At 60.3% G+C, this 22772-nt stretch carries 21 protein-coding genes and 3 tRNA genes; 14 read left to right on the top strand and 10 right to left on the bottom strand.

Features of this window, described 5'->3' with window-relative positions; all coding sequences use genetic code 11:
* Positions 1-3 precede the first annotated feature (3 nt).
* The gene (locus ACE3O2_RS11385) at positions 4-1677 is read left to right on the top strand and encodes a diguanylate cyclase (protein WP_374337577.1); all 1674 of its coding nucleotides are present in this window, start codon (positions 4-6) and stop codon (positions 1675-1677) included.
* An 11-nt stretch (positions 1678-1688) separates the two neighbouring features.
* Positions 1689-4733 carry a PAS domain-containing protein gene (locus ACE3O2_RS11380; protein ID WP_374337575.1) on the top strand — a complete coding sequence of 1015 codons (3045 nt, stop codon included), beginning with the start codon at positions 1689-1691 and terminating at the stop codon, positions 4731-4733.
* On the opposite strand, the gene ACE3O2_RS11375 is transcribed toward ACE3O2_RS11380, so the two are convergent.
* The gene (locus ACE3O2_RS11375) at positions 4654-5220 is read right to left on the bottom strand and encodes a DUF2062 domain-containing protein (protein ID WP_374337573.1); all 567 of its coding nucleotides are present in this window, start codon (positions 5218-5220) and stop codon (positions 4654-4656) included. The two genes, ACE3O2_RS11380 and ACE3O2_RS11375, sit on opposite strands and share 80 nt — an antisense overlap.
* Before the next feature lie 65 nt (positions 5221-5285).
* Positions 5286-5729: a dihydroneopterin triphosphate diphosphatase gene (gene nudB / locus ACE3O2_RS11370; protein WP_374337571.1), complete on the bottom strand. Its 444-nt coding sequence runs from the start codon at positions 5727-5729 to the stop codon at positions 5286-5288.
* 197 nt (positions 5730-5926) lie between these two features.
* Here nudB and ACE3O2_RS11365 point away from each other — a divergent pair, with 197 nt between their 5' ends.
* From ACE3O2_RS11365 to ACE3O2_RS11350, 4 genes are all read left to right on the top strand, one after another.
* Positions 5927-8212, top strand: a complete 2286-nt coding sequence (locus tag ACE3O2_RS11365) for an NADP-dependent malic enzyme (RefSeq protein ID WP_374337569.1) — start codon at positions 5927-5929, stop codon at positions 8210-8212.
* Between the two features lie 129 nt (positions 8213-8341).
* Complete coding sequence (locus ACE3O2_RS11360; RefSeq protein ID WP_168877098.1) at positions 8342-8596, top strand: PhaM family polyhydroxyalkanoate granule multifunctional regulatory protein; 255 nt, start codon at positions 8342-8344, stop codon at positions 8594-8596.
* The gene (locus ACE3O2_RS11355) at positions 8593-9006 is read left to right on the top strand and encodes an acyl-CoA thioesterase (RefSeq protein ID WP_374337567.1); all 414 of its coding nucleotides are present in this window, start codon (positions 8593-8595) and stop codon (positions 9004-9006) included. Before ACE3O2_RS11360 ends, ACE3O2_RS11355 begins: the two co-directional genes overlap by 4 nt.
* A gap of 18 nt (positions 9007-9024) precedes the next feature.
* Positions 9025-9960: a LysR substrate-binding domain-containing protein gene (locus tag ACE3O2_RS11350; protein WP_374337565.1), complete on the top strand. Its 936-nt coding sequence runs from the start codon at positions 9025-9027 to the stop codon at positions 9958-9960.
* A 5-nt stretch (positions 9961-9965) separates the two neighbouring features.
* Here the strand turns inward: ACE3O2_RS11350 and can are convergent, their stop codons facing one another.
* Positions 9966-10613 carry a carbonate dehydratase gene (gene can, locus ACE3O2_RS11345; RefSeq protein WP_168877095.1) on the bottom strand — a complete coding sequence of 216 codons (648 nt, stop codon included), beginning with the start codon at positions 10611-10613 and terminating at the stop codon, positions 9966-9968.
* 222 nt (positions 10614-10835) lie between these two features.
* Here can and ACE3O2_RS11340 point away from each other — a divergent pair, with 222 nt between their 5' ends.
* A complete protein-coding gene (locus ACE3O2_RS11340; RefSeq protein ID WP_374337563.1) occupies positions 10836-13277 on the top strand; it encodes an ABC transporter permease in 2442 nt (813 codons plus the stop codon).
* Here ACE3O2_RS11340 and rstB read toward each other — a convergent pair.
* Positions 13274-14581, bottom strand: coding sequence for a two-component system sensor histidine kinase RstB (rstB, locus tag ACE3O2_RS11335; RefSeq protein ID WP_374337561.1), 1308 nt, complete (start codon positions 14579-14581; stop codon positions 13274-13276). The genes ACE3O2_RS11340 and rstB overlap by 4 nt on opposite strands.
* Positions 14582-14584: 3 nt before the next feature.
* The gene (gene rstA, locus ACE3O2_RS11330; protein WP_374337559.1) at positions 14585-15295 is read right to left on the bottom strand and encodes a two-component system response regulator RstA; all 711 of its coding nucleotides are present in this window, start codon (positions 15293-15295) and stop codon (positions 14585-14587) included.
* Between rstA and asr the strand changes: the two genes are divergently transcribed.
* Positions 15294-15827 carry an acid resistance repetitive basic protein Asr gene (gene asr / locus ACE3O2_RS11325; protein WP_374337557.1) on the top strand — a complete coding sequence of 178 codons (534 nt, stop codon included), beginning with the start codon at positions 15294-15296 and terminating at the stop codon, positions 15825-15827. The genes rstA and asr overlap by 2 nt on opposite strands.
* Before the next feature lie 98 nt (positions 15828-15925).
* A complete protein-coding gene (locus ACE3O2_RS11320) occupies positions 15926-16693 on the top strand; it encodes a serine protease (RefSeq protein WP_374337555.1) in 768 nt (255 codons plus the stop codon).
* Between the two features lie 10 nt (positions 16694-16703).
* On the opposite strand, the gene folD is transcribed toward ACE3O2_RS11320, so the two are convergent.
* Positions 16704-17555, bottom strand: a complete 852-nt coding sequence (gene folD / locus ACE3O2_RS11315) for a bifunctional methylenetetrahydrofolate dehydrogenase/methenyltetrahydrofolate cyclohydrolase FolD (protein ID WP_168877089.1) — start codon at positions 17553-17555, stop codon at positions 16704-16706.
* Positions 17556-17668: 113 nt separating this feature from the next.
* Here folD and ACE3O2_RS11310 point away from each other — a divergent pair.
* Positions 17669-17745 (top strand) — tRNA-Pro (locus ACE3O2_RS11310).
* Positions 17746-18049: 304 nt separating this feature from the next.
* Here ACE3O2_RS11310 and ACE3O2_RS11305 read toward each other — a convergent pair.
* The 4 genes from ACE3O2_RS11305 to ACE3O2_RS11290 form a co-directional block, all read right to left on the bottom strand.
* A tRNA-Asn gene (locus tag ACE3O2_RS11305) sits at positions 18050-18125 on the bottom strand.
* Positions 18126-18153: 28 nt separating this feature from the next.
* Positions 18154-18229, bottom strand: a tRNA-Asn gene (locus ACE3O2_RS11300).
* A gap of 74 nt (positions 18230-18303) precedes the next feature.
* A complete protein-coding gene (locus tag ACE3O2_RS11295; RefSeq protein WP_374337553.1) occupies positions 18304-19074 on the bottom strand; it encodes a secretin N-terminal domain-containing protein in 771 nt (256 codons plus the stop codon).
* Between the two features lie 25 nt (positions 19075-19099).
* Positions 19100-20764: an ABC1 kinase family protein gene (locus ACE3O2_RS11290; protein ID WP_374337551.1), complete on the bottom strand. Its 1665-nt coding sequence runs from the start codon at positions 20762-20764 to the stop codon at positions 19100-19102.
* Positions 20765-20880: 116 nt separating this feature from the next.
* Between ACE3O2_RS11290 and ACE3O2_RS11285 the strand changes: the two genes are divergently transcribed.
* The 4 genes from ACE3O2_RS11285 (at position 20881) to tadA (ending at position 22743) form a co-directional block, all read left to right on the top strand.
* The gene (locus tag ACE3O2_RS11285; RefSeq protein ID WP_168877086.1) at positions 20881-21426 is read left to right on the top strand and encodes a C40 family peptidase; all 546 of its coding nucleotides are present in this window, start codon (positions 20881-20883) and stop codon (positions 21424-21426) included.
* A gap of 275 nt (positions 21427-21701) precedes the next feature.
* Positions 21702-21902, top strand: a complete 201-nt coding sequence (locus ACE3O2_RS11280; protein WP_374337549.1) for a DUF2788 domain-containing protein — start codon at positions 21702-21704, stop codon at positions 21900-21902.
* A gap of 19 nt (positions 21903-21921) precedes the next feature.
* A complete protein-coding gene (locus tag ACE3O2_RS11275; RefSeq protein ID WP_374338094.1) occupies positions 21922-22236 on the top strand; it encodes a pyrimidine/purine nucleoside phosphorylase in 315 nt (104 codons plus the stop codon).
* Between the two features lie 36 nt (positions 22237-22272).
* Positions 22273-22743: a tRNA adenosine(34) deaminase TadA gene (gene tadA, locus ACE3O2_RS11270; RefSeq protein WP_374337547.1), complete on the top strand. Its 471-nt coding sequence runs from the start codon at positions 22273-22275 to the stop codon at positions 22741-22743.
* Positions 22744-22772: the final 29 nt, after the last annotated feature.

The following is a 22772-nucleotide window of genomic DNA, read 5'->3' as shown; positions in this document are numbered from 1 at the left end:
CTCATGGCTGATTCACCGGTGCCCGATGATTTTGCTGCTGTACTGGCAGAGCTGAAGGCCAATTATCTGCAAGAGTTGCCTGACAAGCTGCTGCAGGTTGAGCAAGGCTTGCAGCAGGCGTTTTTGGCAGGCGCGTCCGATGACGACTATGCAACCCTGGTCCGGATCGTGCACTCGCTCGCTGGATCGGCGGGCTCGTTTGGCTTGCCCGAGCTCTCAAAGGTTGCCAAAGCCATGGAACTGGCTTTGCGTGCGCAAACGCCTGCGGCGCTGGCACAAAGCCCGGCCATTCAGTCAGACCTCATTCAGCAATTTGCCTTGATGCGCAGTCAGTGTGTTGCTGCAGACAGTAAGCCCGTATCCAATCGGCTGCAGCCTGCGGTGCGCCGGGCTTCTGCCGCTGTCGCCGCATATGGTAACCGGGTGCTGCTGGTGGAAGACGAGGTTGACACAGCGGAGCTACACGCTACCCAAATCCGCTTTTTCAATTATGAAGTGATGGTGTTGCATGACCATACCCGGCTGAGGGAAACGCTGGATTCCCTGGGGGATGTCGCCATCATCCTGATGGACATGAGCTTTCCGGACCACCCGCTGGGTGGTGCCGAGGCGCTGATGACCTTGCAAGGCAGCGATCATGAAACACTGCCGGTGCTGTTTCTGTCCAGCCGCGATGATTTTGAATCCCGCTTGCACGCGGCGCGGGCTGGTGGCAATGGTTACTTGCTGAAGCCGGTGGAAATTGCCAATCTGGTTGAAGCGATGGACAGGCAGCTGAACCGGGTGCGGCCGGAGCCCGAGCGCATTCTGATCGTGGACGATGACCTGGCGGTGTCCCACCTGTATGCCCGTGCCTTGCAGCAAGAAGGCATGGTGGTGCAGACGGTATCGGAGGCTTCGCACATCGAAGCGGCGCTGGCTGAGTTGCATCCGGATCTGGTTCTGCTGGATTTGTACATGCCGGTCTGGAGCGGCATGGAAATCGCTGCCGCCATACGCCAGCATCCCGCCTACGTCAGTTTGCCGATTGTGTTCCTCTCCTCCGAGGAGGATGTCAGCCGACAGCTCAGTGCCATGCGGCAGGGGGCCGATGAATTCCTGACCAAGCCCATTCAGCTGCCGCACCTGATTGAATCGGTGCGCACCCGGGTGGAGCGCTATCGTGCCTTGCGCGGTTACATGCTGAATGACAGCCTGACCGGGGTGCTGAATCATGCGGCAATCATGAACCGGCTGGATGTGGAGCTGGCACGCGCCATCCGCACCCAGAGCCCCTTGTCGATTGTCATGCTGGATCTGGACCACTTCAAGCGGGTGAATGATGATTATGGCCATCCGGTTGGCGATCGCGTGCTGAAGAGCCTCACCTACATGCTGCGCCAGCGCTTGCGTAGCTCGGACAGTGTGGGGCGCTATGGTGGCGAAGAGTTCATTCTGGTGATGCCGGATACCCCGCAGGATGCTGCGGTCAAGGTCATGGGCCAGCTCTGTGAGGCGTTTGCCAGCCTGCAACAGTATGCCAATGAACGCGCCTTCCAGGTCAGCTTCAGCGCCGGCGTGGCCAACTTTCCCACCCTTGTTCATGCCGTTGACCTGATTTCTGCTGCAGACCAGGCCTTGTATCTGGCCAAGCAAAGTGGACGGCGACAGGTGCAACGATACACCAAGCCCTCATGATGAATGTAACCATGCTCAGACCGGTGCAGATTGCTGTGGTAGAGGACAGCGAGACCTTTCGCCGCCTCTACCAAAGCCTGCTTGGCGGGTTTGAGCATTGCTCGGTCAGCATGTATGCAACAGCAGAGCAGGCGCTGCCTGGTTTGCAGCAAAACCCGCCAGATTTGCTGATTCTGGATTATGTGTTGCCTGGCATGAACGGGCTGGAGCTGTTGCAAGCCCTCGATGGCACAGGGGTGCAACCGCAGGTGCTGCTGGTGACGGCACAAAGTGACCGCACGCTGCAGATGCAGGCCTTGCGCATGGGCGTGACAGACATCATCAGCAAGCCGCTGGATGATGTGCTGTTTCAGCTGCGTGTACGCATGTTGCTGCAAGGGATACAGGAACGTCAGGCCCGCCTGCGGCAAGAACATGCGATGGCGACCCTCTCAGCTGCAGCCCCCATCGGCATGGCGCTGCTGGCAGCGGATGGCCGCTGCATCAGCCTGAACCCGGCACTGTCACGCCTCTTGGGCTGCTACCCCCCCTTGTCACCGGATTATCGCTTGGGTTTGCAGCTGGAGCAGATGGGGCTGCAGGCAGGTAGTCACTGGTTGCTGGAGGAGGGGGTTGGGCTGGATGCGCGCGAGGCATTGCTGATGCTGCCGGATGGTCGTGAACAATGGCTGCGCCTGCACCGGGCCTGTACCTTAAGTCCTGAAGGAGAGCGGACCATCTGGCTGCATGTGGAGGACATCCAGGTAACCCGGCAGCTGTTGAGGCAATTGCAGGAGAGCCAGTTGCGGCTACAGTTTGCGCTTGAGCTGACCGAAGACGGCATGTGGGAATGGGATATCCCCAGTGGTAACCTGCTGCTGAACCAGCGCTGGCTGGACATGCTGGGGCTGGATGCATCCTTTCCGCATCACGTGTCCGCCTGGGAGCCGCTGGTGCATCCCGATGATGTGGGCCCAGCCATTCAACGACTGCAAGCCATGCTGGATGGTGTTGCCCCTGCTTATGAGTTTGAGCATCGACTGCGCCACCGGGACGGGCACTGGGTCTGGGTACTGGGGCGCGCCAAGGTGGTGGTATACGGCCCGGAGGGCAAACCGGTGCGAGTGGTTGGCACCAATGTGGATGTTTCGGCCCGACGAAATGCCCTGGAAGCCAGTATGGAGATGGGCGAGAAACTGCAGATGGCAACGGCGACGGCCGGGATTGGCATCTGGGAGCTGGATCTGGAGAGCAACCAGTCACGCTGGGATGCCCAGACCTATCGCTTGTTCGGTACTCAGGCGGATGATCCCCGCAGCACGCAAACCATCTGGAATGAACAGTTAAGCGAAGCCGATCGCCAGCGCATGGCAGACAACATCACGATTGCGCGCATGGGCGACGGCATGGTGGTGGACGAGTTTGCAGTGGTCTGGCCGGATGGTAGCCCGCATGTGCTGCGGGTGCATGCTCGCGTGGGTCGCAAGTCGGAGGGCGGCGCCGGGCGGCTGATCGGGGTCAATATCGACGTGACCGAGGACCGCAAGCGCGAACAGGCTCTGGCCGAGGCTGAGGCACGCTGGCGCTTTGCACTGGAAGGCAGTGGTGACGGCGTGTGGGATTGGCAGGTGCAGCGTGGTGATGCCTATCTGTCCCCCCGCTGGCTGCAAATGCTGGGTTATGAGGCCGATGAGCTGCCCATGCATGTCGGGACCTGGCTGAATCTGTTGCACCCTGAGGACAAGCCTCGGGTGCTGGATGCCGTGAATGCCTGTATTGGTGGGGTGATACCCCATTTCCAGTTTGAATGCCGCATGCGCAACAAACAAGGGGGATACCAATGGGTGCTGGACCGGGGAACAGTGATCGAGCGGGATGCCGCAGGTCGAGCCGTCCGCATGATTGGTACGCACAGTGACCTGACGCGACTGTACGACGCGGAGTCCGCATTACGTCGCTCTGAGGCACGCTTGCTGGACATTACCGACCATTTCCCGGGGGTCATTTATCAATGGGTCTACAACACCCGCTTGCGGGAAGGCACTTTTACCTATGTGAGTTCACGGCATCAGGACCTGTTTGGCATTGCAGCGGAAGCGATCATGGTGAACGACGATCTGTTCACCAACTGCATTCATCCTGATGATCGTCAGGCATACCTCGACAGTGTGGATGCCGCAGTGGCGGAGGCCGGTGAGTGGCGCTATGAAGGGCGTTTCAGACGGCCAGACACGGGGCAGGAAATCTGGTGGCAGGGGGCTTCCAGTCCGCAACAGGAAGAAGGGCTGTTGATTTATAACGGGGTATTGCTGGACATTACAGAGCGGAAGCGGATGGAGCGCATGCGGGATGAGTTCGTGGCGACGGTCAGCCATGAACTGCGCACACCGCTGACCTCCATCCTCGGCTCGTTGAAACTGGCGGACTCTGGCCAGTTGGGCGATGTTCCCGCGATGGTGGCCGAACTGCACCGCATCTCCATCCGCAATGCGGACCGGCTGCTGCTGTTGATCAATGATCTGCTGGACATGTCCAAGATCGAATCCGGCATGTTGTCCCTGCAGCTGGAGACCCTGCCGCTTTTACCGATCGTGCAGGACGTGATGGCCATGAATCAGGCCTATGCCCAGTCGTTTGGCGTCACACTGCTACTGGAGGCCCCCGCTGGTGATGTCGCGGCCACAGTGGACCGCAACCGCTTGCAACAGATCCTGACCAATCTGTTGTCGAATGCCTGCAAGTTTTCGCCAGCGGGTGAACAGGTGGTGTTGTCGCTCAAGGCACAGGGTGGACAGGTATGCCTGTCGGTGACCGATCATGGGCCAGGGATACCCGATAGCTTCCGCCATCGCCTGTTCTCCAAGTTTGCCCAGGCGGATTCTTCCGACACCCGCCAGAAGGGGGGCACCGGGCTGGGGCTGGTGATTACCAAGGCCTTGGTCGAACGGATGGCGGGTCAGATTCAGGTGGAGTCTGTCCCCGATGTGGAAACCCGCTTCAGCGTGATATTGCCGGAGGCCGCGGCGACACGGACCGCCGTTGCCACTGCCGACGGTATACCGGCCAGCGCCACATAAGCTGCACCAGTAGCCAGCCAGCGCCACCAATCAGGCTTGCCAGCGCAAACAGGCCCATCACAAATGGCCAGCCCATGCCGGCAAACCAGTGCAACCAGCCTTGTAACCAGTCCATGAAGGGGAGCTGGTCCCAGTTTGGCATGGCGGGTAGCTGCCCGCTATGCCCACCGGTCAGCCATTGCCCCAGTGTCCACGCGGCGACATAGAGCGGCACGATGGTCAGCGGATTGCTGTAGAGCGTAAACGCCACGGCCACGGGCAGATTGACCCGGAACAGCAGGGACAGGATCAGCGCGGTCAAGACCTGAAAAGGGCCGGGTATCAGGCCAGCATAGGCCCCGACCAGCACACCACCTGCCACCGTGTTGGCACCCAGCCGCCACAGGCTGGGGTGATGCAGCAGGCCCCGGAATGGACGCAACCAGCGGCTGCGCTCAATCAGGTTACGGGTCGGGTGCAGGGAGCGTTTCAGTGTACGGCGCAGCATGCGTGTGGGCAAGTCCAGGATATATCCTGGCTTGGACTGCGCGCCGGGCAGGCGGTTCCCGTGTATTAACGGTGCAAGCGATCGGGCAGACTGCGAATGGCCTCCGCATTGCTGGGAGAGAATACCACTTCGGCAGCGGCTTTCCACGGTAGCCAGCGGTAAGCGATATGCTCATCCACGGCGAGCGTCACGGCTTGTGTCTCCGGCACGCACAGGGCAAACCAGTGCTCGCGGTTGTAGCGAGTGCCGGGCGCATAGCGGTGACGCCACTCTTCGTAAATCTCATAATCGACCGCATATTGCCAGTCTTGCAGCAGGGCAGGTGGGCTGGACAGGCCGGTTTCCTCCAGCACTTCCCGCCGGGCGGTATCCTGCAGGGATTCTTCACCCTCCCGGCTGCCGGTGACCGATTGCCAGTAGCCGGGATGTCCGGCGCGCTCCAGCAGCAAGACCTGTAGATCAGGGGTATGAATAACAACCAGAACCGAGACCGCTTGCTTGTACGGCATGGCATGCCTTTGAGAGGAGGGTGGCGTATTGTAGTTCGCCTGCCCCGGGCTGTGCAGGCTTTCACGCCATCCGGAACTTCCCGCATCGGCAATTTGGCATGGCGAGGGTATAATGCCACCCACGATACCCATAAATTGACCTGATCGCCCCCCTGTGTTGTGTTGAATCGCGACAGACCCCGAATCGAGGAGTTAGCATGGATGAAGAGTTGCGCAAGAGCGCACTGGAGTATCACCGTTACCCCACCGGCGGCAAGATTCAGATTTCCCCCACCAAGCCTCTGACCACCCAGCGTGACCTTTCCCTGGCCTACTCGCCGGGCGTGGCCGCTGCCTGCGATGCCATTGTGGAAGACCCGCGTGAAGCGATGACCCTGACCGCCCGCGGCAATCTGGTGGCGGTGATTTCCAACGGTACTGCCGTGCTGGGCCTCGGTAATATTGGTGCGCTGGCAGGCAAGCCGGTGATGGAAGGCAAGGGCGTGCTGTTCAAGAAGTTCGCCGGTATTGATGTGTTTGATATCGAAGTGGACGAGAACGACCCCGACAAGCTGGTTGACATCATTGCGGCACTGGAGCCGACCTTTGGTGGGATCAACCTGGAAGACATCAAGGCACCAGAGTGCTTCTACGTTGAGAGCAAGCTGCGCGAACGGATGAAGATTCCGGTGTTCCACGACGACCAGCATGGCACCGCCATCATTACCGCTGCAGCGGTATTGAACGGTCTGCGGGTGGTGGAAAAGGAAATCGGCAAGGTGCGGCTGGTGGTGTCCGGTGCTGGCGCAGCGGCCATTGCCTGCCTCGACTTGCTGGTGGCGCTGGGCATCAACCCGATGAATGTGCTGGTGTGCGACTCCAAGGGTGTGATCTACACCGGGCGCGACGAGAAGCTGGACCCGTCCAAGGCACGCTACTGCCGTGACACCGAAGCGCGCAGCTTGAAGGATGCCATTGCGGGTGCAGATATCTTCCTCGGACTGAGTGGCCCGAAGCTGGTGACGCAGGACATGGTGCGCTCGATGGCGGACAAACCCATCATCCTGGCGCTGGCCAATCCGGACCCGGAAATCCTGCCGCCGCTGGCCAAGGAAGCCCGCCCGGATGCCATCGTGTGTACCGGCCGTTCGGATTTCCCGAACCAGGTCAACAATGTGCTGTGCTTCCCCTTCATCTTCCGTGGCGCGCTGGATGTGGGTGCCACCACCATCAACGAAGAAATGAAGCTGGCCTGCGTGCGTGCCATTGCCGATCTGGCACTGGCCGAGCAAAGCGATGTGGTGGCCTCGGCCTACGCCGACCAGACCCTGTCGTTTGGCCCGGAATACCTGATTCCGAAGCCGTTTGATCCGCGCTTGATCATCAAGATTGCCCCGGCTGTCGCCAAGGCGGCGATGGAGTCCGGTGTGGCGACGCGCCCGATCGAGGACTTCACCGCCTACATCGACAAGCTGACCCAGTTCGTCTATCGCACCAACATCTTCATGAAGCCGGTGTTTGCGGCAGCGAAGAAGGTGGAAAAGAGCAAGAAGCGTGTGGTGTACGCCGAAGGTGAGGATCAGCGCGTGCTGCACGCTGTGCAGGCAGTGGTGGATGAAGGCTTGGCCTCGCCGATCCTGATCGGTCGCCCGGCGGTGATCCAGCAGCGGATTGAAAAGCTGGGGCTGCGCATTCGCCCGGGCGAGCACTTTGAGCTGGTCAACCCGGAGTACGACCCGCGCTACCGTGAATATTGGAGCCTGTACTACGAACTGATGCAGCGCAAGGGCGTGACCATTGCGGACGCCAAGCGGGAAGTGCGTCGCCGGGTGACCATGATTGCCGCGCTGATGATCCGCCGTGGCGATGCGGATGCCATGATCTGCGGCATGATGAGCCACCATCACCTGCACTTGCAGACCATTACCGACATCCTCGGCTATCAGCCTGGCGTGAAAACGCTGGCGGCCATGAATGCGCTGATCCTGCCCACCGGCAACATCTTCATTGCTGATACCTACGTCAATCACGATCCGACCGCCGAGCAGCTGGCCGAAATCACCCTGATGGCGGCAGACAGCATTCGTCGCTTCGGGATTGTGCCGAAGGTCGCGCTGTGCTCGCACTCCAGCTTTGGCAGCCTGGCTTCGCCCAGCTCGCTGAAGATGCGCAAGGTGCTGGAACTGGTCAACCAGATGGCCCCTGAGCTGGAAATCGACGGTGAAATGCATGGTGATGCGGCCTTGAGCCCGGAAATCCGTCAGATGATTTTCCCGAACTCGCGCCTGAAGGGGGCGGCCAACCTGCTGATCATGCCGACGCTGGATGCTGCCAATATCTCCTTCAACCTGCTGAAGACCAGCGCGTCGGACGGGGTGACCATCGGGCCGATCCTGCTGGGGGTGGGACATACGGTGCATATCCTGACCCCGACCTCGTCGGTGCGCCGTATCGTCAACATGACCGCGCTGGCGGTGGTGGATGCCGGTTCGCGTCAAGCGTAAACGTTGCATCCTCGATAAGGGCTGCCTAACAGGCAGCCCTTTTTCATTTGTTTTATTGATGAAGTTCGTGCAGCCAGCGGGGCTTTTGACTACACTAGCAGTGTTCACGCAAACAGGCAGGAGATGGTGATGGCCGATGATTTCAGTGATCCGTTCAAGATGTTTCGCGATCTGTGGAAGCCCCTGGAAACCCCGATGCCAACCCTGCCGGGCTTATTCAGTGCCGAAGAGCTGGATCGCAAGATTACCGAATTGAAGACAGTAGAGAACTGGCTCACCGTTAACCTCAACATGTTGCAGATGAGCATCAAGACGCTGGAAATGCAGCGTGGTGCATTGGCCGCCATGCAGGCGGTTGCCAAACCGGACAAGGATTCCAAATGAGTACGCATGAACTAACCGAGTTGCCGCCAGGGCGACAACCTGCGCTGCGGGTGATGCCCATGCCGCGTGATACCAATATGCACGGCGCCATTTTCGGCGGCTGGATGATGGGGCAGGTGGACTTGGCCGGTGCCGCTGAGGCGATGATGGTGGCTCAAGGTGCCGTGGTGACCGTGGCGGTCAATGCGTTCCAGTTCAAGGAGCCGGTGTTTGTCGGCGACGTGGTGAGCTTCTATACCGAGCCACTGCGGATCGGCAATACCTCGGTGACCATCAAGGTGGAAGTCTTCGCCGAGCGTAATCCGGAGGCAGTGCAAGTGGTCAAGGTGACCGAAGCCACGCTGACCTATGTGGCTGTCGGGGCCGATGGCAAACCCCGCACCATCCCGCCGCGCAAAACTGCGCCTTGATCCGGATCTGAAGACCACATGACCCTGACTGAACTGCGTTACATCCTGGCGGTGGCCACCACTCGCCACTTTGGCCGTGCGGCAGATGCTTGCCATGTGAGCCAGCCGACCTTGTCGGTGGCGGTGAAGAAGCTGGAAGAGGAGCTATCACTGCAGATTTTCGAGCGCAATGGCGAAATTACCCTGACGCCGATGGGTGAGCAGATCGTCGCGCAGGCCCAGCGTGTGCTGGAAGAGGCCGATGCGCTGAAGCAGATGGCCAAGGCGGGACAGGATCAGTTATCGGTACCACTGCGGCTGGGCGTGATCTATACCCTGGCGCCCGGTATTCTGCCTTGCCTGATACCCCGGTTGCAGCCGCTGGCCCCGAAAATGCCGCTGCTGATTGAAGAGAACTACACCAGCCGTTTGTGCGAGCTGCTGCGGCAAGGCAAGCTGGACGCGATGCTGCTGGCACAGCCTTTCAACGACAATGGGCTGGAAGTGCTGCCCTTGTTTGATGAGCCCTTTGTGGTCGCCACCCCGCATGAGCATCCTTGGGCCAAGGCTGGCCAGCCGGTGCCACCCGCCCAACTGGCGGAGGACGATGTGCTGTTGCTGGGGGCGGGCAACTGCTTCCGTGATCAGGTGCTGCAAGTGTGTCCAGCCTTGAACCGAGGGGGGCAAGCGGGCCTGCAGCGTACGCTGGAAGGCAGCTCGCTGGCTACCATCCGCCAGATGGTGGCGTCCGGCATGGGCATCACCGTATTGCCGGTAACGCAGGTCGCTGAAGGTGAGCCCAGCCATCGCCTGCTGTCCATCCTCCCGTTTGCGGGCGGGGCGCCCAATCGCCGTATTGTATTGGCGTGGCGCAAGCGTTTCCCACGCCCACAAGCCATCGACGTATTGCAGCAGGCGTTGCGTAGCTGTGTGCTGTCAGGCGTGGACTGGCTGGAGCAGCCACAGGCTGCTTGAGCCATTCAGGCGCGTACGAGGGCGCTCAGTGCGTCCTGGTAGCGGTCCAGCAATTCTTCCTGGCAGGAAATGCTGACATTGAGGTTGTGCAGCAGCCCGTTGCTGAGCCGGTATACCCAGCCGTGCACCTTCAAGGGCTGCTGACGCAGCCAGGCATCTTGCACCACCGTGGTCTGGCAGGCATTCAGTACCTGCTCGATCACGTTCAACTCGCATAGGCGTTCGCTTTGCAGCTCGTTTGGCAGGGTTGCCAACAGGCTCGTATGCTTCTGGCGAATGTCGTGGATGTGGCGCAGCCAGTTATCCACCAAGCCGACCCTACGGCCCTGCAATACCGCATTGACTCCGCCGCAACCATAGTGTCCGCACACAATGATGTGCTTGACGGCCAGCACGTCCACACCGTATTGCATGGTGGAGAGGCAGTTGAGGTCACTGTGTACAATCAGGTTGGCCACATTGCGGTGTACAAAGACCTCGCCTGGCAGCAAGCCAATCAACTCATTGGCGGGGACGCGACTGTCGGAGCAGCCGATCCACAGGTATTCTGGCGCTTGCTGATGGGAGAGGGTCTCGAAGAAGGCCGGGTCTGCCCGGCTGACCTTGCTGGCCCATTGGCGGTTGTTGTCGAACAGGGTCTGGATGGATTTCATGGCGTGGGCCTGCGGCTGTGGTCGGGCGATGGTAGGGGAGACGGGCGGACATGGCAAGTACAACAGGGCGCGATCAGGGTGAACCCAGTGCGGGCTGGCCGGTCTCAGAACCTGAAGTGGCGGGCATGATGGTGGTGTCGTCCGGCTTACGGTGCCGCGGGCGTGCTGTGCATCATGGCATACATGGCAGATAAAGGGTGATCCATGGGTTTGAGCTGGCAGATGTTTCGTCGGGATGTACGGCATAACAGTGTGCTGTTTGTGGCATTGCTGTTGGCGGTGGCAGCGCTCAGCAGTGTCTTTCTGGCTACCCAGCGACTGCAGAGCGGCCTGCAGCAGAAAGCAGCCTCGCTGATTGCTGCAGACGTGCTCCTGCGGGCGGATGAGCCCATCCGGGCTGAGCTGCTGCAGCGTGCGCAGCAGTTGCAATTGCGAACAGCGCGAACCGTGCAATTCCCCAGTATGTTGCTGGTGGGCGAGCGCAGCATGCTAGTGAGTGCCAAGGCGGTAGAGGCAGGGTATCCGTTGCGCGGTGAACTGACTCTGGATACGGGGCAGGGGGCAAAAACGTTGCAGGCCGTGCCTGCGCCAGGCACAGTATGGCTGGATCCGCAGATCATGCGACGCATGCAGCTGAAGCCTGGCGCGGAAATCCAGCTTGGGGAAGCCCGTTTTCGGGTGGCAGCCAGCTTGCAGCAGGAGCCGGATGCTACGTTGTCCTTTGCCGCACTGGCCCCTCGCCTGATGTTCAACTGGATGGACCTGCCGGGCACGGGCTTGATTCAGCCAGAAAGCCGGGTGTCTTACCGCCTGCTGCTGGCCGGTGAACCAGCAGCACTGGCGCGCTGGGTGGCAGCCAGCAAACCGGGGCTGCAACGGGGCGAAAGCATCGAGCAAATCAAGGATGCCCGCCCGGAGATGCAGGACATGCTGGAGCGAGCGGGCTACTTCCTGACGCTGGCAGCCTTGCTGAGTTCGGTGCTGACGGTGGCTACCGCTTGGCTCGCCAGCCAACGCTATGTGCAACGCCACCTGCTCAACTGGGCGCTGATGAAGAGCATGGGGGAACGCAGCAGTCGCCTGTTTCGCCTGTACCTGCTCCAGTTCCTGTGGCTGGGCGGGCTGGCTTCTGCGCTGGGTGTGCTGTTGGGCTGGCTGGGGCAGGCTGCGCTGGTGACGATGCTGGGCAAGCTGGTGATGCAGGACTTGCCCCCACCATCGCTCTTGCCATTGTTGGGCGCTTTCCTGTTCGGTTTGCTGCTGATGCTGGCGTTTGTGTTGCCACCGCTGTGGTCGCTGCGGAAGATTCCAGCCTGGCAAGTGTTGCGGCAAGGTGAGGTGCGACTACCGCCGTGGTCTACCGCCCTGCTGCTGGGCGGATTGCTGCTGGCGCTGGTCGCTTGGGCGTTGACCCGTAATGTGCTGGCGGGCGGCATCATGCTGGCGACCGTGCTGGTACTGGGTCTGCTGGCCGCAGGGCTCTGTCTGCTGTGGCTGCGGCTGCTGCGACGCCTGGCCGCCCGCTGGCCACTGCCGGTGCGGTTGGGGCTGTCAAACCTGTGGCGGCAACCGGGCCTGACATCGCTCAAGGTGGCCTCGCTGATGCTGGGCTTGACGGCACTGCTGCTGATTGCGGTCACCGGGCGTGATGTCCTGCAATATTGGCAGCGTCAACTACCGGCTGGGACACCCAACCGCTTTGTCATCAACCTGCAGGAAGACCAGATGCCGCAGTTCCGGCAGGTGTTCCGTGAGGCGGGGCTGCCGGAACCCGTGTCTTATCCGATGATTCGCGGCCGCTTGCTGTCCATTGCAGGGCGTGAGGTCAAACCCGAGCAATACCCGGACCCGCAGGCACGGCGGCTGGCGCGGCGTGAGTTCAACCTGTCATGGGGTACCGCGCTGCCTGCAGATAACCGCCTGCTACAAGGCCAGCCCTGGGGGCCAGGCAGCCGGGGTGGCTGGTCGGTGGAGGAGGGGATAGCCCGCCAACTGGGCATCCGTCTGGGCGACGAGCTGCGCTATGAAGTGGCCGGGCAGGTGGTCAGCGGCAAGGTACAGCAGATTCGGGCGCTGGACTGGGGGTCATTCCGTGTCAATTTCTTTGTTATCGCCACGCCGGACTTGCTGCAGCAGCACGCGGGCAACCGCATCAGCAGCTTTTATTTGGCACCACAGCAAGCCGCACTCGGTGACAGGCTGGTACAGCGGATGCCGAACATCTCGCTGATCGACGTCACGGCTGCGCTGGATCAGGTGCATCAGATTGTGACGCAGCTGGGGCGCGTGGTCAGCTTTGTGCTGATGTTCAGCATCCTCAGTGGTTTGACGGTGCTGGCGGCTTCAGTACAGGGCAGTTTGCCAGATCGGCTGCGGGATGCCGCAGTCTTGCGGGTGCTGGGCATGCCAAAACGGGCCTTGCGGCTGGCACTGGTGGCGGAATTCAGCATGCTGGGCGCACTGGCGGGGATGCTGGCGACGGCGGGGGCGGAGGGCGGTGCCATGCTGCTGGCGCGTTATGTGCTGGAGATTCCATACCAAGGGCACCCGATGCTATGGGCGGGCGGCATGCTGGGTGGTGCATTGGTGGTATGGCTGCTGGTATGGCCTGCTGCACGTCGGGTCAGCCGCCAAACGCCGATGCAGGTGTTGCGCGAAGCTTAAGGGCCGTCGGCACGGGGCTGCGCTGGCCACTCGATCACAAAGCGTGCTCCTCCGAGCGCCGAGGTTTCGACCCGGGCTTGGCCACCGTGTGCGGCGGCAACCCCGGCCACGATGGCCAAACCCAGGCCGTGACCGCCCGTTTTGCGATCGCGACTGTCATCCAGCCGGACAAAGGCATCAAATACCCGCTCGCGATCGGCTTCGGCAATACCCTCGCCATCGTCCTCGACGGCCAGCCGATAGTGCCCGTCCAGCATCACGACACTGATCATGATTTGCTGCCGGGCGTAGCGGCTGGCGTTGGCCAGCAGGTTGTCAACTGCGCGAGCCAACAGGCGGTTGTCGGCCTGCAGCTGCTCGGGTGTTTCGCCCATCCGAAGCCAGTGCCAGCGCAGACCGGGGGTGAGTACCCGCGCCTTGAGCAGACGCTCCTCCATCCAGTTGGCCACATTCAGCCATTCTTTCTGTAATGGTGTCTGCGGGCTGTTCAACCGGGCATGGATCAACATTTCGTCGATCATGGCTTCGACCTCACTCAGGTCCCGCTCAATCGCCGAGCAGGTATGGAGGATCGTCGGGTCGTCATGACCCTGCAGCATGGCCAGCCGATAACGCACCCGGCTGAGCGGGGTGCGCAGCTCGTGGGCTACGGCATCGGTCAGCGCCTTCTTGCTGTGCAGAAGTTGCTGGATGCGTTGCAGCATGTGGTTGAAGGCCTCACCCAGCGGACGGATGCTGGAGCGCTTGCGCAGCTCGACCTGTATGTCCAGCCGGTTGGCAGAAAACAGGCGGGAGGCGCGCTCCAGTGCGCTGAGGTCTTTCCACAGCGGATACAGGCGCACCAGCACGACCAGCGACAGTACCAGACCAATCAGGACCATCAGCAGGTAGTCCAGCCATTGCAGTTCGTCGAGGAACATCAGGTAGCGCAAGGGCCCGGCTACCAGCACATAGCGGGCATCCGGCATGCTCTGCAGAAACAGGTAGTCTTTCTCCAGCATGACGATATTGCCGCGACGCAGTTCGCGGCGATCATTCGGGCTGAGGTCAAAGTGGCTGAGGGACTCAATGCGTAGACGAAACGACAGGTTGCGATCGTTGGCCGCTAGCGCCTGCTGCCATTTCTCGGGGGGGACATCCTTGAGCTCGGTACTGATTTGCGATAGTGCGGAGGTCATCAGGTCGACCAGATAACGGTCCCCCGCATTTTGCACCACCCGTTGATAGATCCCGCCTATCAGGATCACCACCACCAGAAAGGCGGCAATCAGCAACAGATAGAATTGGGTAAACAGGCGGCGCATGTATTACCACCCTGTCGCCATCAACAGGTAGCCCTTGTTGCGTACGGTCTTGATCAGTCGTGGCTCATGCGGGTCATCTCCCAGCTTCTTGCGCAGGCGGGAGATGGCGATGTCAATGCTGCGGTCGATACCGTCATAGCTGAGGCCACGCATGGCGTGCAGCAATTCATCCCGGCTGAGCACCTGCCCGGCACGGGACACCAGCAGGTGTAACAGGTCGAAGTCGGTGGTCGACAGGTGCAGTGCCTGTTGTTGCAGCCAGGCCTCTCGCTGAGTCAGGTCCAGCGTCAATGGTCCGACAGACAGGCTGCTGGCTGGCTTGATTGCCTGCAGCGGGGGGGCCACCGTGCTTGTGCTCTGCCGCAGCTGGCTGCGGATACGGGCCAGCAGAATGGTGGGCGGGGACGTTTTGAGCACGAAATCATTCGCCCCGATTTCCAGCGCCAGGATCTGGTTCATATCACTATCGAGTGAGGTGAGCATGATGATGGGGCCGGCGTATTGGGGGCGCAGCTCGCGGCATACCGTGAGGCCATCCTTGCCGGGCAGCATGATGTCGAGCAGCACCAGCGCAGGTTGCAGGCGCAGGATGGTTGCTACCGCCTCATCACCACGCGGGCAGAGTTGAACCTCCAATCCATGTTGCCCCAGAAACTGGGCAATCAAAGCGCCCAGCTCGGCATCGTCTTCCACAAAAACCAGGGTCGAGTTCATGACCTGTATTGTCGGTCAGCACGGTGATTGTTGCCATCTGTTGTTACATGTCGTTACACAGCCGAAACATTTGGAAACAGAAGCTAGAACTGGATTGTGGCTCAATGTGACTCACGGTGCTACCGCCGGTTTGGTGGTGGCAAGTTCAAGCGTATACAAAGAGAGGTTTATCATGAACAAACTGGTTTCCATGATCATTGCTGCCGCCCTGTCCACCTCGGTGTTCGCTACCACCCCAGCCACCAAGCCGGCTGCTGCTCCGGTGGCTGAAGCGCCGGCCTCCACCGCGGCTGCCAAGCCGGAAGCCAAGAAAGCTGAAAAGAAAGCTACCAAAAAAGTGGTGAAGAAGGCTGAGAAGAAGCCGGAGCAAAAGACCCAGGCCGCCAAGAAGCACAAGAAGGCTGCCAAGAAGGCTGAGCAAAAGACTCAGGCTGCCAAGAAGCATAAGAAGGTAGCCAAGAAGGCTGAGCAAAAGACCCAGGCTGCCAAGAAGCATAAGAAGGTAGCCAAGAAGGCTGCCAAGAAAGCCTGATGCGCTGCTGCAAGCATTGGCTGCAGACGTTACCGCACAGCCGGGTGGCCTGATCAGGCCACCCGGTTTGTTTTTGGGATGGAATTCAGGAGCAGGTCATGTCGTACCTGAGATGGGCCATCGGGATGCTGATGTGTAGCGCGCTGGCACAGGCAAACCCTTTGTTCTTTGGGCGCGACGAGCGGGTTCGCATGCCGGTGCAGCAGGCTCCGTGGTCTGCGCTGGGCCAGCTGGAGACCCGCTCCGGGCAGATTTGTACGGTCAGTCTGGTTGCCTCGCAATGGGCGCTGACAGCCGGGCATTGCCTGTTTGATGAGAAGGGCAGGCCAGACCCGGTCATTGGTGTTGATTTTGGCCTGGAGGGGGAGAGGGTGGCAGCCCATGTGCGGGTGGTGAAGCGCTATCTACAGCCCGCTTTGCGTGCGGGCCTGCGCGTACATGCAGATGGTTTGTCCATCCGCAACGAAGCTTCATCACTGGATTACGCGCTGTTGCACTTGCAATATGCGCTCCCGATACAGCCCATTGCCCTGTTCAAAGGCAATCAGGCTGATCTGCGGCAAGCCCTTGCCAAGACAGGCTGGCGTGTGACCCAGGCAGGCTATCCGGACGATGACCAGACCCATCTACTGGGGCATCCGGGGTGCCGGGTGACTGCGCTGACACCTGACCATGTGCTGACCCACCGTTGTGATACCCTGGCTGGGGACAGTGGCTCGCCGTTGCTGATGCAGCAGGACGGGCAATGGGTGCTGATCGGCGTACAAAGCTCTGCGCCCGCCGCCGCAGACCGGGCGCGTGAGGATAACCGGGCCGCCAGTCTCACGGGGATGCAGGGCTGGCTGCGTCGCTACTTGCCGGATTAAATGTGCCGGATCAGAGGGTATGACCCGCCGCGATGAAGGTGTTTTCCATCAATGAGGCGCGGGTCATCGGGCCTACGCCACCCGGTACTGGCGTGATCCAGCTGGCGCGCTCGCGTGCAACCTCATATTCAATATCACCGGTGATGCGATCATCATCCAGCCGGTTGATGCCCACATCCAGCACGATGGCTCCCGGCTTGATCCAGTCGCCCTTCACAAACTGTGGGCGGCCGACAGCGGCCACCACAATGTCGGCACCGCGTACCTTGGCGGGCAGGTCATGCGTGGCACTGTGGCAGATGGTTACCGTGCAACGGGCCATCAGCAGCTCCAGGGCCATGGGCCGGCCAACAATATTGCTGGCGCCGACCACCACTGCATCCTTGCCGACCAGGTTTTCACCCGTTTCTGCCAGCAGGGTCATCATGCCCTTGGGGGTGCAGGGGCGCAGTGTCGGCATTTTCTGGGCCAGACGGCCAATATTGTAGGAGTGGAAACCATCCACATCCTTGGCGGGGTCAATGGCAGCGGTAATCGCATCGGCGTCGATATGCGCCGGTAGTGGCAATTGCACCAGAATACCGTCCACTTCCGGGTCAGCATTCAGACTGTGCACCAGCGCCAGCAGTGCTTCCTGGCTGGTGCTGGCAGGCAATTCATGGGAGATGGAGCGAATGCCGGATTTGGCGCAATCCTGCTTCTTGCTGCGCACGTAGATGGCGGAGGCCGGATCTTCGCCAACCAGCACCACGGCCAGCGCGGGCGGGCGTTTGCCAGCCTGGGTCAGACGCTCGGTCTGCTGGGCCAGTTGCTCAATGATACGGGCGGCGACGGCTTTGCCGTCCAGAATGCGTGCGCTCATGGGGAAGTAGGCTCTCTTTGCACCGGGGAGCCGCCATTATCGCATAAAACCGCTTTTCTCATTTCGGTATTTGACGCGGTGCGCAACACACGGTATAGTCTCTGGCTCTCGGTCGGGGTGTAGCGCAGCCTGGTAGCGCAACTGGTTTGGGACCAGTGGGTCGGGAGTTCGAATCTCTCCACCCCGACCATCTCTGTTTTTCTCGTGTTTCTCTGGCCGGTCCGGCCTGTTTTCCTGCTGATTTAAAGTGTTGTTTCTGCGGCTTGCAGAAAAGGTGGCCCATTGCTTTGGCGTGCCGTACTGGACGCAGTGTCGGATAGCGTTTTTTGCATGCACAGGCAGCGCATGTGCCATGAGAAAGCGGCTTGATCGGGTCTGTTGTTGGAGTCTGGCGCTGAGAGGGTGTGACGGGCACGTGCAGAAATGCCGGGATACTGGCTTTCCGGTGTAAGGATTTGCTTGCTTGTGATTTGGCTGAAACGCCGAAGATGATATGGCTCCCCGACCTGGACTCGAACCAGGGACCTGCGGATTAACAGTCCGTCGCTCTACCGACTGAGCTATCAGGGAACAGGTGTGTACTGCGTGAATTGTGTCTTGGCTCCCCGACCTGGACTCGAACCAGGGACCTGCGGATTAACAGTCCGTCGCTCTACCGACTGAGCTATCAGGGAACAAGAGAGGCCGAATATTAAAGACCTTCCGCCCTGTGGTCAAGCCCCTGCGCGGATTTTTTTCAATGGCGGGTTCAGGGCAGGGTGTCGATCTGTATCCAGACCTGATATTGCTGCGTACGCTCGGTGCTGCGTTGCCCCAGCAGTTGCCGCTGCTGTTGGTCTAGCTGCTCCAGTGCATCACCAATGGCGAACCAGCCGCGTTGTGGTACATCCACGGTAGTCTGTAATTGCTGCAGCTGTACCGTATTGCCCTGAAATGCCGAGAGCTGTGGTCTGAGCTGGACGCGATAGGTGCCGCCCAGTACGCTGGCCTGCAGCGTGAAACCGCTTTGCGCTTCCTGCCAGCTGCTGTTGCCGTTTTGGGTCATCAGCCGTTGCTGGCTGAGGCTAAAGGCGAGTGGCGTATCTGCTTGCCCCATCAGGGTCTGGGTCAGTTCTCGTGAGCGCTGCCCCTGTTGCTGTCCGATGCGACTGCTGCCGGTACCTAGAATAAGCTGGCCATGCTTGCCGATTGTCACCTGGCCTTGTAGCTCAAATTGCTGTTGCTCGTCCTGTCCTGTCAGTCGCTGACGCAGCTGAATGCGCAGCTGGCGCGCCGGGGTGTCCAGTAGGGGCAGGGTCTGTTGCAGGCGATCCAGCTCTGCCGGGTCGCCGCTAGCCAGCAGCTGGCCTTGCCAGGCGGAGAGGCTGAGCCGCGGGAACTGCTCACGCAGTACCGGCAGCAGATCTTGCGCTGTACGGTAATGCAGGGTCAGGCTAACCGGGCCTGCAGCCAGGGCCATGCCGGGGCAGGCAGCCAGCAGCACCAGCCCGCTACAGAGTTCACGACGTGTCAGTGGCATATGGCCTCCTCGCTGTTGCAGCAGATCAGTTTTTACCGGATCGCCAGATCGAAAAAATGATCCACAGGCTGTTGAAGAACGCCAGAATGAAGGCAATCAGGCCAAAGGTCTTGGGCCCGCCCGGCACGGTCATGGCAATTGAGGAGCCGATGATGAGGGCGGCGGTGACGATCCCCAGGGTCAGCCGGTTGGCGCTTTTGTCGAGCTGATGGCCAAAACTGTCCAGCCGTTTCAGGTCCAGGTCAATGCGTACATTGCCGCGGCGTAATTCTTTAAGCAGGCGGCCCAGGTCGCGTGGCACGCCAGACAGTAGCCCGAAAGCTTCGCGCAGGCCATGCTTGCCTTTTGCCAGCAGGGTTTCCGGGTGGAAACGGTGCAGGATGACCTTTTTCACATAGGGCGTCAGGTGCTCCACCATCTGGAATTGCGGGTCCAGCTGGCGGCCCAGGCCTTCCAGGGTAATCAGGGCCTTGAACAGCAAGGTCATGTCTGCAGGCAGGGCAATCTCATGCTCCCGCATGATGGTGACGATATCGGTCAGCAGGCTGGTGATGCGCAGGTCCTGCAGGGAGACATGCTCATAATTGAAAATGAATTCGTTGATGTCAGAGGCCAGCTGCTCGTCGTCCAGCGTATTGCCGGACACCCACTCCTGCAGCACATCCGCAATGCCATAGGCGTCGCGGCGGGAGAGCGCTGCCAGCAAGTCTACGACCTGATCGCGCCGGGTCTGCGACAGCCAGCCCACCATACCAAAGTCAATGAAGGCGATACGGTTGCTGGGCAGGTAGAACACATTGCCGGGGTGCGGGTCGGCATGAAAGTAGCCGTCGATCAGGATCATCTTCAATACGCTATCGGCACCACGTGCCGCCAGCGTGCGGCGATCCAGCCCATTGGGAGCCAGCTCTGACAGCTGGTTGCCGGGGATGCCCTGAATCCACTGTTGCACATTGACGTGTTCGTTGGTGTACTCCCAATACACTTGGGGTACCAGAATGTGCGGATCGTCTGCAAAATTGGCGGCAAAGCGCTGCATATTGCGCGCTTCGGTAGCCAAATCCAGCTCGCGGCGCAGCGACTTGGCGAATTGCTCGACGATCTGGCTGGGGCGGTAACGGCGCGTTTCCGGAAACTCCAGCTCGACCAGCTGGGCAATGTAGCCAAGGATGCGCAGATCTGCGTCGATTTTGGGGCGGATGCCGGGACGGCGCACCTTGACCACGACCGCATCACCATTATGCAACTGTGCCAGATGAACTTGCGCAATGGAGCCCGCTCCCAAGGGCTCAGGGTTGATCTGGGCGAACAGGGTTTCCGGCGGACTACCCAGCGCCGCGGTCAGGGTGGGGTGCAGTTCCTCCCAGGGTACCGGGGGGACATGGCTTTGCAGCTTTTCGAACTCGGTAATCCAGTCGGCCCCGAACAGGTCGGAGCGGGTGGCCAGCACTTGACCCAGCTTGACGTAGGTGGGGCCCAGCTCTTCCAGCGCCTTGCGCAGGCGTACGGGAGCCTCCTGCTGCTCGCGCTCGGGTTTGCTCGGAATGTGCAAAATCTGCCCGGCACGCTCCAGCAGGCCGGTGATGCCCAAGCGACGCAAGAAGTCGCCCATGCCATAACGAATCAAAACCGAGCTGACTTCCCGCAGGCGGGGGAGATCACGCATCGCACTCAGGGTTTCTCGCAGCATGCCCGGAAATCCTTGCTTGTCGGGGTGAAGAATGGGGTAGCTGGTGTGGTGGCGGATGTCGGTCAAACTTGACCTGATTGCTTTACACCATCGTCATTGTACATTACAGTTGAGCCATGAAAAAACTGACACTCACCCTAAGTGCTTGTTTGTTATTGGCTTTTGGCGGTGCGCAGGCGGATGACGATCCGCTTTCCCAGCTCATTTTCAATAACTTCAGCATACCCACTCAAGGCGAGCAGGGCAACGATAGCGCCCAGGCAGAGGCTCCTGTCAAGAGCAAGTCTGACGATATGCTGGTGTCAGCCCTGTCGCTGATCGGGGTCAAGTACCGTTTTGGGGGCAATAGCCCGGAGACCGGGCTGGACTGCAGCGGTTTTGTCCGCTATGTGGTCAGCCAGTCGCTGGGCATGGTGTTGCCGCGCAGTGCCGCCGAGATTGCCGGTGTCGGCAAGATGGTGGGCATGAATGAGCTGCAGCCGGGGGACTTGGTATTTTTCAATACCATGCGTCGTACCTTCTCCCATGTCGGCATTTATCTGGGTGATGGTAAATTCATCCACTCACCACGCGCCGGCAAGTCCGTGCAGGTGGTGAGCATCAGTGACAGCTACTGGGTGAAGCGATTTGATGGCGCCCGTCGCTTGAGCATCAAGCAGTAATCCTGCGAGGCTCAGGCAAGCCCCTGCCTGCCTGAGTGACACCCCCAGGATTTCGCACAGCCACTTCTGTATCGGGAGTGGCTGTTTTGCTTTGGGTGAGTCCCCGTGACAAATATTGCGCTGCGACATCATGTCGCAGCCATTGCTGGTGCCTGAGTGGCGTATTTCAGCCTTTTCAAGGCGTGTCAAGACTGGTTTGCGAGCTAAGTTATCGGTTAAGATTGCTGCAAAGCAATATCTGCTAAACCGGTTTCTGAACTTCAAATCGTCTTATCATGCAACTCAACGAACAAACCATTTCCACCCTGGGGCTTCAATTCGGTGTTGCCGCACTGATCTGTTACATGGGCTTCATCGTCTATGACTTGGCCAAGCAATCCAAGGCCGGGCGTTATGGAACGATGGTCATGTTCAGCAGCCTGGGCATGGGGGCAGTGGGCTTCATTATCAAAACGGTGCTGACCAAGCTGGTTTGACCGTAAACCTGATGGGGGAATCATGAGCGACACACTGGGGCCAGGCCTGGTCCAAAAGCAGGCCAATATCTACTTTGATGGCAAGTGTGTCAGCCATGCTGTTACCCTGCCGGATGGCAGCCGCAAAACAGTTGGCGTCATTTTCCCGGCGCAGCTCACCTTCACTACGGGGGCGGCAGAACGCATGGAACTGGTGGCTGGTGCCTGCCAGGTTCGATTGCCGGGTCAGGCTTGGAAGGCCTTTCGCGGTGGTCAGCACTTTGACGTTCCGGCCAACAGTCAGTTTGACATCGACGTCAGCGAGACCTTGCACTACGTTTGCCATTTCCTCTGAGCGACGGTCGGTGGTGCTGGCGCTATACTGCCTGCCATGAGTGATGAAATTTTCATGCGCGAGGCCTTGGCCTGTGCCTCCCGTGCTGCGGAACTGGGCGAGGTGCCTGTCGGCGCGGTGGTGGTGGTGGACGGCCAGATTGTCGGTCGCGGCTACAATCAACCGATTGCCCGGCACGACCCGACGGCTCACGCCGAAGTCATGGCGATTCGCCAGGCTGCGCGCAGCCTGGGCAACTACCGCTTGCCCGGCGCCAGCCTCTACGTCACGCTGGAGCCTTGTGTCATGTGCAGTGGGGCGATTCTGCATGCCCGCATTGCCCGCGTGGTGTTTGGTGCGGCAGACCCCAAGACCGGGGCCTGCGGCAGCCAATTGAACCTGTTTTCCCATGAGCGCCTGAATCATCATGCCACCGTTGTAGGCGGCGTGATGGCCGCTGAGTGCGCGCAACTGCTGACCGGCTTTTTTGCGGCCCGCCGGGCAGCCTCCCGTCCCGGCCAGCCCTAGACCCCTTCGCCAGCTCGTCCTTGGTTTTT

The sequence above is a fragment of the Leeia sp. genome, assembly GCF_041909055.1.
In the GTDB taxonomy this organism is placed as follows: domain Bacteria; phylum Pseudomonadota; class Gammaproteobacteria; order Burkholderiales; family Leeiaceae; genus Leeia; species Leeia aquatica.
The sequence above is the reverse complement of the archived record's forward strand: the minus strand, read 5'-3'. Positions and strand labels throughout refer to the sequence as shown.

Bases quoted from the DNA above. Each gene is read 5' to 3' on its own strand.
- ACE3O2_RS11385 (WP_374337577.1), top strand. From the start codon at position 4: ATGGCTGATTCACCGGTGCCCGATGATTTTGCTGCTGTACTGGCAGAG.
- ACE3O2_RS11380 (WP_374337575.1), top strand. From the start codon at position 1,689: ATGCTCAGACCGGTGCAGATTGCTGTGGTAGAGGACAGCGAGACCTTT.
- ACE3O2_RS11375 (WP_374337573.1), bottom strand. From the start codon at position 5,220: ATGCTGCGCCGTACACTGAAACGCTCCCTGCACCCGACCCGTAACCTG.
- nudB (WP_374337571.1), bottom strand. From the start codon at position 5,729: ATGCCGTACAAGCAAGCGGTCTCGGTTCTGGTTGTTATTCATACCCCT.
- ACE3O2_RS11365 (WP_374337569.1), top strand. From the start codon at position 5,927: ATGGATGAAGAGTTGCGCAAGAGCGCACTGGAGTATCACCGTTACCCC.
- ACE3O2_RS11360 (WP_168877098.1), top strand. From the start codon at position 8,342: ATGGCCGATGATTTCAGTGATCCGTTCAAGATGTTTCGCGATCTGTGG.
- ACE3O2_RS11355 (WP_374337567.1), top strand. From the start codon at position 8,593: ATGAGTACGCATGAACTAACCGAGTTGCCGCCAGGGCGACAACCTGCG.
- ACE3O2_RS11350 (WP_374337565.1), top strand. From the start codon at position 9,025: ATGACCCTGACTGAACTGCGTTACATCCTGGCGGTGGCCACCACTCGC.
- can (WP_168877095.1), bottom strand. From the start codon at position 10,613: ATGAAATCCATCCAGACCCTGTTCGACAACAACCGCCAATGGGCCAGC.
- ACE3O2_RS11340 (WP_374337563.1), top strand. From the start codon at position 10,836: ATGTTTCGTCGGGATGTACGGCATAACAGTGTGCTGTTTGTGGCATTG.
- rstB (WP_374337561.1), bottom strand. From the start codon at position 14,581: ATGCGCCGCCTGTTTACCCAATTCTATCTGTTGCTGATTGCCGCCTTT.
- asr (WP_374337557.1), top strand. From the start codon at position 15,294: ATGACCTGTATTGTCGGTCAGCACGGTGATTGTTGCCATCTGTTGTTA.
- rstA (WP_374337559.1), bottom strand. From the start codon at position 15,295: ATGAACTCGACCCTGGTTTTTGTGGAAGACGATGCCGAGCTGGGCGCT.
- ACE3O2_RS11320 (WP_374337555.1), top strand. From the start codon at position 15,926: ATGTCGTACCTGAGATGGGCCATCGGGATGCTGATGTGTAGCGCGCTG.
- folD (WP_168877089.1), bottom strand. From the start codon at position 17,555: ATGAGCGCACGCATTCTGGACGGCAAAGCCGTCGCCGCCCGTATCATT.
- ACE3O2_RS11295 (WP_374337553.1), bottom strand. From the start codon at position 19,074: ATGCCACTGACACGTCGTGAACTCTGTAGCGGGCTGGTGCTGCTGGCT.
- ACE3O2_RS11290 (WP_374337551.1), bottom strand. From the start codon at position 20,764: ATGCTGCGAGAAACCCTGAGTGCGATGCGTGATCTCCCCCGCCTGCGG.
- ACE3O2_RS11285 (WP_168877086.1), top strand. From the start codon at position 20,881: ATGAAAAAACTGACACTCACCCTAAGTGCTTGTTTGTTATTGGCTTTT.
- ACE3O2_RS11280 (WP_374337549.1), top strand. From the start codon at position 21,702: ATGCAACTCAACGAACAAACCATTTCCACCCTGGGGCTTCAATTCGGT.
- tadA (WP_374337547.1), top strand. From the start codon at position 22,273: ATGAGTGATGAAATTTTCATGCGCGAGGCCTTGGCCTGTGCCTCCCGT.